This is a genomic window from Martinezella sp. CNPSo 3959 (assembly GCF_057784355.1).
This window is the reverse complement of the sequence record NZ_JBXSOV010000019.1, coordinates 43,957-56,318: the sequence shown is the minus strand read 5'-3', so window position 1 is coordinate 56,318 and position 12,362 is coordinate 43,957. Positions and strand designations below refer to the sequence as shown.

The window sequence follows — 12,362 nt, the reverse complement described above, 5'->3', positions numbered from 1 at the left end:
TTCAGGCCGCTGCGTCGCTTTCGATGAACGCACGCAGCTTATAGTGGATAGGCGCCGCCAGATAGCGCGCCCGATCTTGCGGCGACAATCGCCTGCCGAAGGTCGCCATCATTTCCGGCATGGTGACCCTCGCGCCGGCATAAGGCAGATAGGTGACCGGCATGTCAGCGCTCACCGTGCCGCTCGCAAGAACGCGGCAATAGATGCCGGGCCGTCCGGCCCGGATATAGCGCTTGACGAATTGCGGATCGCCCATCTTCGCTGCGAAGGTGGAACAGGGAATACGCGCCGAGGTCACTTCCAGAACCAGATCGCCGGCTATGAATTGATCGCCGACGGCGATCTCGCGATTGTCCAGGCCTTCGATGATGAGATTTTCACCGAAGGTGCCCGGTTCCAGCGATCGTCCAAGCTCGCTTGCCCACCAGTCCAGCGTCACCGAACCCTCGACATAAACCGCCTGGTCACGGCCGCCATGATGCTTGCGATTGCAGATGGCATCACCGAGCAGCCCTAGCTCGTCGATCATGACGGCACCGTTGACGGCATGCTTGTTGATGCCTGTCTTCGCTTTCTTGCCCGGCAGCGTTTCAGGAACACCACGGCACACGGCGAGAATTTTCATCGGTCAACCGTTCCTTCCGAGATTCCGTTCCTTGAGCATATGAGCTAAAAGCCTCCCATGGCAAAGCGAGTCACCGGCCCCGAAATCGAAAAACTCATCCAGCTCCTGGCGAAAGTGCCGGGCCTCGGGCCGCGCTCGGCGCGCCGCGCGGCGCTGCATCTGATCAAGAAGAAGGACCAGCTGCTCGGGCCATTGTCCCATGCCATGGGCGATGCCTATGACAAGGTGAAGATCTGCTCGCGCTGCGGCAATGTCGATACCGTCGATCCCTGCACCGTCTGCACCGACGACCGCCGCGACCAGTCCGTTATCATCGTCGTCGAGGATGTCTCCGACCTCTGGGCTCTGGAGCGCTCAGGCGCGATGAACGCCGCCTATCACGTTCTCGGCGGCGTCCTGTCGCCCCTCGACGGCGTCGGGCCTGACGATCTCAACATTCGCGGATTGATCGCCCGCGTCGGCGAAGGCGGTGTCCGTGAGATCATCATCGCGGTCAATGCGACGGTCGAGGGGCAAACCACAGCACACTATATAACCGACCAGCTTGATGGCCTTGAGGTCAAGATCACCCGCCTTGCCCATGGCGTGCCCGTCGGCGGCGAGCTCGATTATCTTGACGAGGGCACGCTTGCGGCGGCGCTGAGGGCGCGGACGGCGATTTGATTTGAGAGCTGCAACAAAGGAAAGAGTATGAGGAGAGTTTTTACCCCCCTCTGTCAGCTTTCGCTGACATCTCCCCCACAAGGGGGGAGATTGGTCGCTCGCAGCACCGACCTGCCTCAAACCAATATTCTGCCTGCAGATGCCGAGAGAGATTTTACGGATAGGGGCCGCAGCGAACTCCCAACAATCTCCCCCCATGTGGGGGAGATGTCGCGAAAGCGACAGAGGGGGGTATCAGCGGCTCGGCATGCGCAAAGACTATTTTCCCTATTCTACATCCTCCTCCTCGCCCTCCTTCCCCTCCCCGCTCTCGCCGCCTCGAAAGCCGATGTCGAAGCGCAGTTTCAGGTCTGGATCCAGAAGGATCTCTGGCCGGAGGCGCGAAAGGCCGGAATTTCGGAAAAGACCTTCCAGGCCGCGTTTGCCGGCGTAACGCTGAACTGGGATCTGCCCGATCTCGAGCCGCCGGGCTTCCCGAAACCGAAGCAACAGGCGCAGACCCAGGCCGAATTCTCCTCGCCGGCCCCCTATTTCAATGAGGGACGGCTGCAGAAACTGGCCGTAACCGGGCGGAGCCTCGCCTCGCAATATGGGCCGGTGCTGCGGCGGATCGAGAAGACCTATGGCGTACCGGGGCCGATCCTGCTTGCCATCTGGGGCCGCGAAACCGGCTTCGGCATCGCCAAGCTGCCGAATTCGGCAATTCAGGTCCTGGCGACCAAAGCATTCATGTCGACGCGCAAGGACATGTTCCGCAACGAGCTGATCGCTGGACTGCGCATCCTCGAACATGGCGACGTTACGCCTGATCAGTTCAAGGGCTCCTGGGCCGGCGCACTCGGCCAGCCGCAATTCATGCCGACCAACTACCTGAAATATGCCGTCGATTTCGATGGCGACGGCCATCGCAACATCTGGACTTCAGTGCCCGACACGCTGGCATCCATCGCCAACTATATGGTTCAGAAGGGCTGGCAGCGTGGCCGCGGCTGGGGCTATGAAGTCACCATTCCGCAGAACGTCTCCTGCGCCCAGGAAGGGCCCGATCTCGCCAAGCCGATTTCGCAATGGGCCTCGCTCGGCATTCAGCGGGTTTCCGGCAAGTCATTTCCATCCGACGAAATGCGGGCGAGCGGCATGATGCTGGTGCCGGCCGGCCGCGACGGGCCGGAATTCATCGTCACGCCGAACTTCTACGTCATCAAGGAATACAACAATTCCGACCTCTACGGCCTCTATATCGGCAATCTAGCCGACCGCATCGCCAATGGCAGCGGCGCCTTCCAGGAAAAATGGGGTGATGTCGGCAAGATGCTACGCTCCGACGTCGCAAACATGCAGAAGGCTCTGGAGCGCAAGGGCTACGATGTCGGCGGTACCGACGGCCTGCCCGGCTATAAGACCCGACGCTCGATCGGCCAGTGGCAGGAAAAGAGCAGCATGAAACCCACCTGCTATCCGGACAGCTCCATGCTTGGCGTGCTGAAATAGCTGCGGAAACGCCTTTCGGCGCGAATGCCTTGCAATTTGCCGGAAAGAGGCTTATATCCGCATCAAATTCTTGATCGTGTGATGAAGAGTGGGCCGCAAGGACCCGCTCTTTTTTATTAGCGCGATCTCCCAATGCATGAACAATGCGGAGTGAATGCTTGTCGGACGTGACAAACGCAGACGATACCAATGAACCCCGGCTGATCGTCGAAACTGGCCTTGATCAGCGCGTCGCCGCCATCATCGAGCCCGTCCTTGTGGGCATGGGCTTCCGTCTGGTGCGCGTGCGTCTCCTCAATCTGAACGGCCTGACGCTGCAGGTCATGACCGAGCGCAACGACGGCACCATGACCGTCGAGGACTGCGAAGAGGTCTCCACGGCCATTTCTCCGGTCCTAGATGTGGAAGATCCGATCGATAAGGCGTATCATCTCGAAGTGTCTTCGCCGGGCATCGACCGCCCGATGGTGCGAAAGTCGGATTTCCAGCGCTGGATCGGCCACATCGTCAAGTGCGAAACGTCGATCCTCGTCGATAACCGCAAGCGTTTCCGCGGCAAGATCGTCGCCGTCGATGCCGATGGCTTCACGATCGAACGCGATGAAGCGACCCGCGGCGAGGAACAGAAGGTAACCATTCCGTTCAGCACGCTGGCTGAGGCCAAGCTGATCCTGACGGACGATCTCATCCGCGACGCGCTGCGCGCCGACAAGCTTGCGAAAGCCGAGGCAGCGAACCAGAACGAAGCGAACGACGAAGAAGAATAACCGATCAACGAACCGCCTGACGGAACGGGAAACCTGAAGGCAGGAAGACGGAGACTAAGAACAATGGCAGTCAGTGCGAACCGGCTAGAACTTCTGCAGATCGCAGATGCAGTGGCGCGCGAAAAGGTCATCGACCGCGAGATCGTGCTTGCCGCAATGGCGGATGCGATCCAGAAGGCCGCGCGCTCGCGTTACGGCACGGAGTCGAATATCCGCGCCGACATCAACCCGAAGACGGGTGAAATCCGCCTGCAGCGTCTGCTCGAAGTGGTCGAGAAGGCCGAGGACTATTCCACGCAGATCCCGCTGGAGCTGGCCCGCGACCGCAATCCGGACGCAGCCCTCGGCGATTTCATCGCCGATCCACTGCCGCCGATGGACTTCGGCCGCATTGCCGCCCAGTCGGCCAAGCAGGTCATCGTGCAGAAGGTGCGCGAAGCCGAGCGTGACCGCCAGTTCGACGAATTCAAGGATCGCGTCGGCGAAATCGTCAACGGCACCGTCAAGCGCGTCGAATACGGCAACGTCATCGTCGATCTCGGCCGTGGTGAAGGCATCATCCGCCGCGACGAAATGATCCCGCGCGAAAACTTCCGCTACGGCGACCGCGTTCGCGCCTATGTCTACGACGTACGCCGCGAGCAGCGCGGCCCGCAGATCTTCCTGTCGCGCACGCATCCGCAGTTCATGGTCAAGCTCTTCACCATGGAAGTGCCCGAAATCTACGACGGCATCATCCAGGTGAAGTCGGTTGCCCGCGATCCGGGTTCGCGTGCCAAGATCGCCGTCATCTCGAACGACTCGTCGATCGATCCGGTCGGTGCCTGCGTCGGTATGCGCGGTTCGCGCGTTCAGGCCGTCGTCGGTGAGCTGCAGGGTGAAAAGATCGACATCATTCCCTGGTCCAGCGAGCCGGCGAACTTCGTCGTCAACGCGCTGCAGCCGGCCGAAGTCGCCAAGGTCGTTCTCGACGAAGATGCAGAGCGCATCGAAGTCGTGGTGCCGGACGAGCAGCTTTCGCTTGCCATCGGCCGCCGCGGCCAAAACGTCCGCCTCGCATCGCAGCTGACCGGCTGGGATATCGACATCATGACGGAAGCCGAGGAATCGGAACGCCGCCAGAAGGAATTCAACGAGCGTACCAACCTGTTCATGGATGCGCTCGACGTCGACGAAATGGTCGGCCAGGTTCTGGCCTCGGAAGGCTTTGCCGCCGTTGAGGAACTGGCTTACGTAGATCTCGACGAAATCTCCTCGATCGACGGTTTCGACGAAGATACCGCGCAGGAAATCCAGACCCGCGCCCGCGAATATCTCGAGAAGCTCGAAGCCGAGATGGACGAAAAGCGCAAGGCGCTCGGCGTCTCCGACGAGCTGCGCGAAATCAACGGCATGACCGCACAGATGATGGTCGCTCTCGGCGAGGACGGCATCAAGACGATCGAGGACTTCGCCGGCTGCGCCGCTGACGACCTCGTCGGCTGGAGCGAACGCAAGAACGGCGAAACGAAGAAGTTCGAAGGCCTGTTCTCCAAGCTTGAAGTCTCGCGCGTCGAAGCCGAACAGATGGTCGTGCAGGCTCGCCTGCTGGCCGGCTGGATCACCGAAGCCGATCTCGCCGCTGAGACCGAAGAGGTCGCGGAGGACGAAACCGAGCAACAAGCATGACGATCACCGAGGGGCCTAGCGCACCGACCGAGGACAATGATCTCGGCGGTAACGACGCAAATGGCCGCATGTGCATCGTAACACGCGAAAGCGGATCACCCGACGAATTGATCCGCTTCGTAGCCGCTCCGGACGGAACTGTCGTTCCCGATCTGAAGCGGCAACTGCCGGGACGCGGCTGCTGGGTTAAGATAGACCGGGCACTGGTGGACAAGGCAGTGGCGAAGAAACTGTTTTCCCGCGCTTTGAAGGCGGAAGTGACGGCACCGGCAGATCTCGGTGCCGTGGTCGACCGGCTTCTCTTGGCGCAACTGGCCGGGATGATGCACATGGCTCGCAAGGCGGGCCGGTTCGTCAGCGGTTCGTCGAAGGTTGATGGCGCCGTTCGCAACGGCTCGGCAATTGCCGTGTTTCATGCGATCGCCGCCGCCGCCGATGGCGTCCGCAAGATCGACCAGGCACGAAAAGCCTGGCATCTCGGTATGGAAACCGAAAAGGAAATACCTTCCTTCCGTGTCTTTACGGAAGCGGAGATGGAAGAACTGATGGGCCAGAATGCTTTTATCCATGCCGCAGCGCTTGCAGGGCAGGCGGGTGAGGGTGTAGTGAAGCGCGCAAACCTGCTCGAACGGTACCGCAACGGCGGTCAGTCCCGGGCAACGGGCGGCGCTGGCCGGCGAAAACAATGACGCGGTCACCGGCCTTTGCCGGACGCCTCATTAAGGTACATGCATTGAACGACAGGGTCTGACGGACGTTTCCGTGCCCTGTCCGAAGGAACAGGAACGGAATGACCGACAATCAAGACGACAAGACGCTGAATGTTTCAGGTAAGAAGACTCTCACCCTGAAGCCATCAGGCGTAAACCAGGGCACCGTGCGCCAGGACATGGGCCGCGGTCGCACCAAGGCGGTCGTGGTTGAGACCCGTAAGCGCCGCCCGCTACGTCCTGAAGACGAAAAGCCAATCACGCCGGTAACGACCGCCGCGCCCTCGGTGACGCGCGTCGCCGAACCGACGCCGCAGCCGCCGCGCCCGCCGCAGCCGGCTCCGCGCATTCATCAGCCTGGTGGCCAGCAACAGCGGCCGGGGCAGCCCAACCAGGGTAGCCAGCAGCGCCCGCAGCAGGAGCGTTCGTCGCGACCGGTGGTCTTGAACCATCTGTCGGCCGGCGAAATGGATGCTCGCCGCCGTGCACTCGCCGAAGCCCAGGTTCGCGACGCTGCCGATGCCGTGCGCCGTGCCGAGGAAGAAGCACGCCGCGCTCAGGAAGAAGAGGCACGCCGCATCGCCGAACAGGCTGAAACTGCACGCCGCGCCGCAGAAGAGGCCGCGCGCGCCGCCGAAGCCAAGGTCGAGACACCCGCACCGGTGGAAGCGCCGAAGCCGGCAGTCCAGGCGCCTGCGGCTCCCGTCGTTGCACGTCGTCCGGATGCGGCTCCTCAGCCGGCACGCCCTGGCGCTCCTGCCGGCGAGGCACCGGCCAACCGCCGTCGCGTCAATGAAGAAGAGAGCGATCGCGGCCCGCCCCGAGGCGCTCCGGCACGCGGCAAAATCGTACGTCCGGAACCGGCAAAGCCTGTTACCACGCGTCCGAAGACCGAGGACGAGCGCCGCCGCGGCAAGCTGACGGTCACCACGGCCAATGTCGACGAAGACGGCAATGCCCGCGGCCGGTCACTTTCGGCCATGCGCCGCCGCCAGGAAAAGTTCCGGCGCAGCCAGATGCAGGAAACGCGCGAGAAGATCTCGCGTGAAGTCGTGCTCCCCGAGACCATCACCATTCAGGAACTGTCGCAGCGCATGTCCGAACGCGCCGTCGACGTCATCAAGTACCTGATGAAGGAAGGTCAGATGATGAAGCCGGGCGACGTCATCGACGCCGATCTGGCCGAACTCATCGCCGGCGAATTCGGCCACACGGTCAAGCGCGTTTCGGAATCCGACGTCGAACAGGGCATCTTCAACGTTGCCGACGAGGAAGGCGAACTGGTTTCCCGTCCGCCCGTCGTCACGATCATGGGCCACGTCGACCACGGCAAGACCTCGCTGCTTGACGCCATCCGTCATGCGAACGTGGTGGCCGGCGAAGCCGGTGGCATCACCCAGCATATCGGTGCCTATCAGGTCGAGCAGAACGGTCAGAAGATCACCTTCATCGACACCCCCGGCCACGCCGCCTTCACGGCGATGCGTGCTCGCGGTGCCCAGGCGACCGATATCGCGATCCTGGTCGTCGCAGCCGACGACAGCGTGATGCCGCAGACGATCGAATCGATCAACCACGCCAAGGCGGCGGGTGTTCCGATCATCGTGGCGATCAACAAGATCGACAAGCACGAAGCCAACCCGCAGAAGGTCCGCACGGAACTGCTGCAGCACGAAGTCTTCGTCGAATCAATGGGCGGTGAAGTGCTCGACGTGGAAGTCTCCGCGAAGAACCGAACCAACCTCGACAAGCTGCTCGAAGCCATCCTGTTGCAGGCGGAAATCCTTGACCTCAAGGCCAATCCGAACCGCACGGCCGAAGGCACCGTCATCGAAGCTCAGCTCGACCGCGGCCGCGGCTCCGTCGCCACCGTGCTCGTGCAGAAGGGTACGTTGCGTCCCGGCCAGATCGTCGTTGCCGGCGATCAGTGGGGCCGCGTTCGTGCGCTCGTCAACGACAAGGGTGAGCATGTGAAGGAAGCAGGCCCGGCCATGCCGGTCGAACTGCTCGGCCTTTCCGGCGCACCACAGGCCGGCGACAAGTTCGCCGTCGTCGAAAGCGAAAGCCGCGCCCGCGAGATCTCGGAATATCGCCAGCGCCTCACCCGCGACAAGGCGGCTGCCCGCCTGTCCGGCCAGCGCGGTTCGCTCGAGCAGATGATGACCCAGCTTCAGACGGTCGGCGTGAAGGAATTCCCGCTGGTCATCAAGGGCGACGTGCAGGGCTCGATCGAAGCCATTGCCGGCGCTCTCGACAAGCTCGGCACCGACGAAGTTCGTGCCCGCATCGTCCATTCGGGCGCAGGCGGCATCACCGAGTCGGACGTCTCGCTGGCGGAAGCCTCCAATGCAGCGATCATCGGCTTCAACGTCCGCGCCAATGCGCAGGCACGTCAGTTCGCCGAGCGTCAGGGCATCGAGATCCGCTACTACAACATCATCTACGACCTGGTGGATGACGTGAAGGCGGCGATGTCGGGCCTGCTCTCTCCGGAGCGCCGCGAAACCTTCCTCGGCAATGCCGAGATCCTCGAGGTGTTCAACATCACGAAGGTCGGCAAGGTCGCAGGTTGCCGCGTCACCGAAGGCAAGGTCGAGCGTGGCGTCGGCGTCCGCCTGGTGCGCGACAACGTCGTCATCCACGAAGGCAAGCTCAAGACCCTCAAGCGCTTCAAGGACGAAGTGTCGGAAGTCAATGTCGGCCAGGAATGCGGCATGGCCTTCGAGAACTACGAAGACATCCGCGCCGGCGACACGATCGAGTGCTTCCGCGTCGAGCATATCACCCGTACGCTGTAAGCGATCCTTCGATTTGCGAGATATCAAAACCGCCGGCCAAAACCGGCGGTTTTTCATTGGATGCTACCGAACGGGGATGCGCAACCGATATGACGACAGGATCTGAGGACGAACATTCAATCTCCGTCTCCTTCATTCGCCAGCCGGACGAGCACGTCGCGGTGATGCTGAGGGCGGGCAGGCGCGTGGCGCGCCGCAGCCCGCAAAAAGTCCAGAACGAGGTGGCATGGTTCTTCATATCGGCGATCGCCGTCGGCGTTGGCCTGCCGGTTCTCTTCTATTTGCTAAGACACTATGTCTATGTCCCCGTCTTCGGACTATCGCCTTCCATCCACGAAGCCGAGCTTGCTATTATATGGCTCGTGCCTTCCCTCATGATCTACGCGCTCATTCTGGTCTACTATCGCTGGGCAATGCGGCGGCGACGGGCGGTGATGCGCTCGCGCATTCGCCCCGGTGTCAGGATCACCGCGACGGCCAATGCTCAGGGTGCGTCCTGGGCGTCGACAGATACCAGGATCTGGTTCGGCTGGAGCGAAATCATCAATATCAGCCGCGCCGACGGGCGGATCGAGTTCGATCTCGAATCCTTCGTTACCTATATTCCTGCCTCCGCCTTTTCCGATCAGCAGGCGCAGGATGCCGCTTTCGCAAGGATTCTCGGCTTCTGGCAGGCCGCAAACCCTGTCCAGCCTTGACCTTTGGCTCGGATCGAGTCATTTGACCCCCTTTATCGCGTCCAATGGGACGCTGCCAACGGAACAACCATGACCAAACCAACTTCCTCCGCGCCGTCGCAGCGCATGCTTCGCGTCGGCGAGCAGGTGCGCTCAGCGATCACGCAGGTTCTGCAGCGCGGCGAAGTGCGCGACGACCTGATCGAGCGCACCGTGATCTCCATTTCCGAAGTGCGCATGTCGCCCGATCTGAAGATCGCGACGGCCTTCGTGACGCCGCTCGGCGTTTCCGACCACGGCGCCGTCATCGAAGCGCTGAACCGCCATGCAAAATACATCCGCGGTCGCCTCGGCCCGCAACTGCGCCAGATGAAGTACATGCCGGAAGTTCGCTTCCGCGATGATACGAGCTTCGACAATTACAAGAAGATCGACGCGCTTCTGCGCTCGCCCGAGGTCAGCCGCGATCTCGACGACGACAACGACCAAGATCAATAACAGAGACAGAGAATGTCCAAGCCACGCAAGCCCAAGGGCCGTCCGATTTCGGGCTGGCTCATCCTCGACAAGCCGATTGATTTCGGCTCGACCGAAGCCGTTTCCAAGATCAAGTGGTTGTTCAAGGCCCAGAAGGCCGGCCATGCCGGCACGCTCGATCCGCTCGCCTCCGGCATGCTGCCGATCGCGCTCGGCGACGCCACGAAGACGGTTCCCTACGTCATGGATGGCCGCAAGATCTATGAATTCACCGTGACCTGGGGCGAGGAACGCGCTTCCGACGACCTCGAGGGCGCAGTAACCGCCACCTCCGACAAGCGTCCGAGCGAAGAGGATATCCGCGCGCTGCTGCCGAACTATACCGGCGTCATCAACCAGATTCCGCCGCAGTTCTCCGCCATCAAAATATCAGGCGAGCGCGCCTATGACCTCGCCCGCGAAGGCGAGACGGTCGAGATCCCCTCGCGCGAAGTCGAGATTTTCCGCCTGACGCTGCTTGCCTGCCCGGATGCCAATACGGCGCATTTCGAAGTCGAATGCGGCAAGGGCACCTATGTGCGCGCGCTCGCCCGCGATTTCGGCCGCGATCTCGGCTGCTACGGCCATATTTCCGGTCTGCGCCGCAGCTTCGTCGCGCCCTTTGCCGAGGAGGCGATGGTACCGCTTGCCGATCTCGTGGCGCTGGAGGAGATCGAAGATGCTGACGAGCGACTGGCAGCCCTCGATGCGCTGCTGATCGATACGGCGGAAGCTCTTTCTTCGCTGCCGCATCTCGTCATCAGCGACGACCAGGCGCACCGCCTGAAGATGGGCAACCCGATCCTGGTGCGCGGCCGCGATGCGCCGATTGCCGAGACCGAGGCCTATGCCACCTCCCGCGGCAAGCTGATCGCCATCGGCGAGATCGGCCAGGGCGAATTCCGCCCCAAGCGCGTGTTCGGCTGACCTCGATCAACCGGAAATAGCGGCTATTGCGGGCAATGGCGATGCGATATGTTCCCCGACGGGCCATCATGGCCCGTCCAAAGGGGGCAAACATGCGCGGAGTTGCATTCGGAATACTTGCATTCCTTTCCCTGTTCCTGACAGTTGCGAACGCCCAATCTGCCGAGCGGTGGGCCGGGCTACCGCCATTTCCGCCAATGCCGCAGCCGAAAACGAGCGGCATGGCCGATGTCAACGACATCAAGATGTATTATGCCGAATATGGCGCGGGCGACCCGATCCTCTTCATCCATGGCGGCCTCGGGAATGCCGACGTCTGGGGCGCTCAGGTCGCCGATTTCGCGAGAAATCATCTCGTCATCGTCGCCGACAGCCGCGGGCATGGCCGCTCGACGCGCAGCGAAAAACCCTTCGGCTACGATCTGATGACTTCGGATTATGTTGCACTGCTCGACTATCTGAAGGTCGGCAAGGTGACGTTGGTCGGATGGTCTGACGGCGGCATCATCGGCATCGACATGGCGATGAAACATCCCGAAAAGCTGACGCGCGTGATCGCGCAAGCCGCCAATGTTACGACCGACGGCGTGAAGCCCGACGTCATGAGCAACAAGACTTTCAACGATTACATCAACGTCGCCGGCGAATATTACAAAAAACTGTCGCCGACCCCGAACGAATATGAGGCTTTCGTCAACCAGATCTCGCAAATGTGGGCGACGCAGCCGGCATGGACCGCAGCCGACCTCAGCAAGATCACGGTGCCGGTGACGCTTGCCATCGGGGACCATGACGAAGCGGTGAAGCTTGACCATACCGAGATGATGGCGAAGGAGATCCCGGGCGCGAAGCTTGTTATTCTGAAGGATGCCAGCCATTTCGCCATGCTGCAGGATCCGGAAGGCTACAATGCCATGATCCGGGACGCCATGGCGGGGCGCTGAAAAGCGCCCAGGGAGAACCCTCTTTCAATTGGCGCTCAATTGGTTTATAGGCAGCGCCAGCATCAGGCATGCCTGATTGCATTCGCGGCCAATGCTGGACGACATCCCGGCGTTTGGCGACTTCAATCTCCTCTCATAGAAAGGACCATCCGATGTCGATCACTGCTGAGCGCAAGGCTGCGCTGATCAAGGAATACGCTACCGTCGAAGGCGACACCGGTTCTCCGGAAGTCCAGGTTGCGATCCTGACCGAGCGCATCAACAACCTCACGGAACACTTCAAGGACCACAAGAAGGACAATCACTCCCGTCGTGGCCTCCTGACGATGGTTTCCAGCCGGCGCTCGCTTCTTGACTACCTCAAGAAGAAGGACGAAGGCCGTTATACCAAGCTGATCACCAGCCTCGGTATCCGCCGCTAACGGAATTTCCGGCGGGCGTTCACCTGAACGTCCGCCGGATGCTTATGAAGGGTATGAACCCTTGAGACCAGTTTCCCTCGCGCCTTATGCCGGTGCGACGCGAAACTGCCGGCAGGCCGGATGGGCCGGTGCTGCCAACAACAACCGTTGACCT

At 61.5% G+C, this 12,362-nt stretch carries 12 protein-coding genes; 11 read left to right on the top strand and 1 reads right to left on the bottom strand.

Annotation, left to right across the window (positions count from 1 at the left end):
• Position 1: 1 nt before the first annotated feature.
• Positions 2 to 625, bottom strand: coding sequence for an MOSC domain-containing protein (locus AC13RE_RS26870; RefSeq protein WP_488565189.1), 624 nt, complete (start codon positions 623 to 625; stop codon positions 2 to 4).
• 57 nt (positions 626 to 682) lie between these two features.
• Here AC13RE_RS26870 and recR point away from each other — a divergent pair, with 57 nt between their 5' ends.
• The 11 genes from recR to rpsO all read left to right on the top strand — a co-directional run bounded on the left by recR (position 683) and on the right by rpsO (position 12,208).
• Positions 683 to 1,288: a recombination mediator RecR gene (gene recR / locus AC13RE_RS26865; protein WP_112338892.1), complete on the top strand. Its 606-nt coding sequence runs from the start codon at positions 683 to 685 to the stop codon at positions 1,286 to 1,288.
• Between the two features lie 207 nt (positions 1,289 to 1,495).
• Positions 1,496 to 2,779 carry a lytic murein transglycosylase gene (locus AC13RE_RS26860; protein ID WP_488565188.1) on the top strand — a complete coding sequence of 428 codons (1,284 nt, stop codon included), beginning with the start codon at positions 1,496 to 1,498 and terminating at the stop codon, positions 2,777 to 2,779.
• Positions 2,780 to 2,937: 158 nt separating this feature from the next.
• Positions 2,938 to 3,546 (top strand): ribosome maturation factor RimP, encoded by a 609-nt coding sequence (rimP, locus tag AC13RE_RS26855; protein WP_488565187.1) that lies wholly within the window; start codon positions 2,938 to 2,940, stop codon positions 3,544 to 3,546.
• Positions 3,547 to 3,609: 63 nt separating this feature from the next.
• On the top strand, positions 3,610 to 5,214 hold the full coding sequence (gene nusA / locus AC13RE_RS26850; RefSeq protein ID WP_015338278.1) for a transcription termination factor NusA: 1,605 nt from the start codon (positions 3,610 to 3,612) through the stop codon (positions 5,212 to 5,214).
• Complete coding sequence (locus tag AC13RE_RS26845) at positions 5,211 to 5,903, top strand: RNA-binding protein (RefSeq protein ID WP_015338277.1); 693 nt, start codon at positions 5,211 to 5,213, stop codon at positions 5,901 to 5,903. The genes nusA and AC13RE_RS26845 overlap by 4 nt, the downstream gene beginning before the upstream one ends.
• 101 nt (positions 5,904 to 6,004) lie before the next feature.
• Complete coding sequence (gene infB / locus AC13RE_RS26840; RefSeq protein WP_488565186.1) at positions 6,005 to 8,722, top strand: translation initiation factor IF-2; 2,718 nt, start codon at positions 6,005 to 6,007, stop codon at positions 8,720 to 8,722.
• Positions 8,723 to 8,811: 89 nt separating this feature from the next.
• Positions 8,812 to 9,420, top strand: coding sequence for a hypothetical protein (locus AC13RE_RS26835; RefSeq protein WP_488565185.1), 609 nt, complete (start codon positions 8,812 to 8,814; stop codon positions 9,418 to 9,420).
• A gap of 69 nt (positions 9,421 to 9,489) precedes the next feature.
• Positions 9,490 to 9,897 (top strand): 30S ribosome-binding factor RbfA, encoded by a 408-nt coding sequence (rbfA, locus tag AC13RE_RS26830; protein WP_112338886.1) that lies wholly within the window; start codon positions 9,490 to 9,492, stop codon positions 9,895 to 9,897.
• 12 nt (positions 9,898 to 9,909) lie between these two features.
• Entirely contained in the window at positions 9,910 to 10,842 is a 933-nt protein-coding gene (gene truB / locus AC13RE_RS26825) for a tRNA pseudouridine(55) synthase TruB (protein WP_132721748.1), read from the top strand.
• A gap of 92 nt (positions 10,843 to 10,934) precedes the next feature.
• Positions 10,935 to 11,786 (top strand): alpha/beta fold hydrolase, encoded by an 852-nt coding sequence (locus AC13RE_RS26820; RefSeq protein ID WP_488565184.1) that lies wholly within the window; start codon positions 10,935 to 10,937, stop codon positions 11,784 to 11,786.
• A gap of 152 nt (positions 11,787 to 11,938) precedes the next feature.
• Positions 11,939 to 12,208 carry a 30S ribosomal protein S15 gene (gene rpsO, locus AC13RE_RS26815; protein WP_015338271.1) on the top strand — a complete coding sequence of 90 codons (270 nt, stop codon included), beginning with the start codon at positions 11,939 to 11,941 and terminating at the stop codon, positions 12,206 to 12,208.
• The last annotated feature ends 154 nt before the right edge of the window (positions 12,209 to 12,362 follow it).

What these genes read in the sequence shown, in the direction of transcription:
- rpsO (WP_015338271.1), top strand. Translation starts at nt 11,939, where the DNA reads ATGTCGATCACTGCTGAGCGCAAGGCTGCGCTGATCAAGGAATACGCT.
- recR (WP_112338892.1), top strand. Translation starts at nt 683, where the DNA reads ATGGCAAAGCGAGTCACCGGCCCCGAAATCGAAAAACTCATCCAGCTC.
- AC13RE_RS26820 (WP_488565184.1), top strand. Translation starts at nt 10,935, where the DNA reads ATGCGCGGAGTTGCATTCGGAATACTTGCATTCCTTTCCCTGTTCCTG.
- AC13RE_RS26835 (WP_488565185.1), top strand. Translation starts at nt 8,812, where the DNA reads ATGACGACAGGATCTGAGGACGAACATTCAATCTCCGTCTCCTTCATT.
- truB (WP_132721748.1), top strand. Translation starts at nt 9,910, where the DNA reads ATGTCCAAGCCACGCAAGCCCAAGGGCCGTCCGATTTCGGGCTGGCTC.
- AC13RE_RS26870 (WP_488565189.1), bottom strand. Translation starts at nt 625, where the DNA reads ATGAAAATTCTCGCCGTGTGCCGTGGTGTTCCTGAAACGCTGCCGGGC.
- nusA (WP_015338278.1), top strand. Translation starts at nt 3,610, where the DNA reads ATGGCAGTCAGTGCGAACCGGCTAGAACTTCTGCAGATCGCAGATGCA.
- rbfA (WP_112338886.1), top strand. Translation starts at nt 9,490, where the DNA reads ATGACCAAACCAACTTCCTCCGCGCCGTCGCAGCGCATGCTTCGCGTC.
- AC13RE_RS26845 (WP_015338277.1), top strand. Translation starts at nt 5,211, where the DNA reads ATGACGATCACCGAGGGGCCTAGCGCACCGACCGAGGACAATGATCTC.
- AC13RE_RS26860 (WP_488565188.1), top strand. Translation starts at nt 1,496, where the DNA reads ATGTCGCGAAAGCGACAGAGGGGGGTATCAGCGGCTCGGCATGCGCAA.
- infB (WP_488565186.1), top strand. Translation starts at nt 6,005, where the DNA reads ATGACCGACAATCAAGACGACAAGACGCTGAATGTTTCAGGTAAGAAG.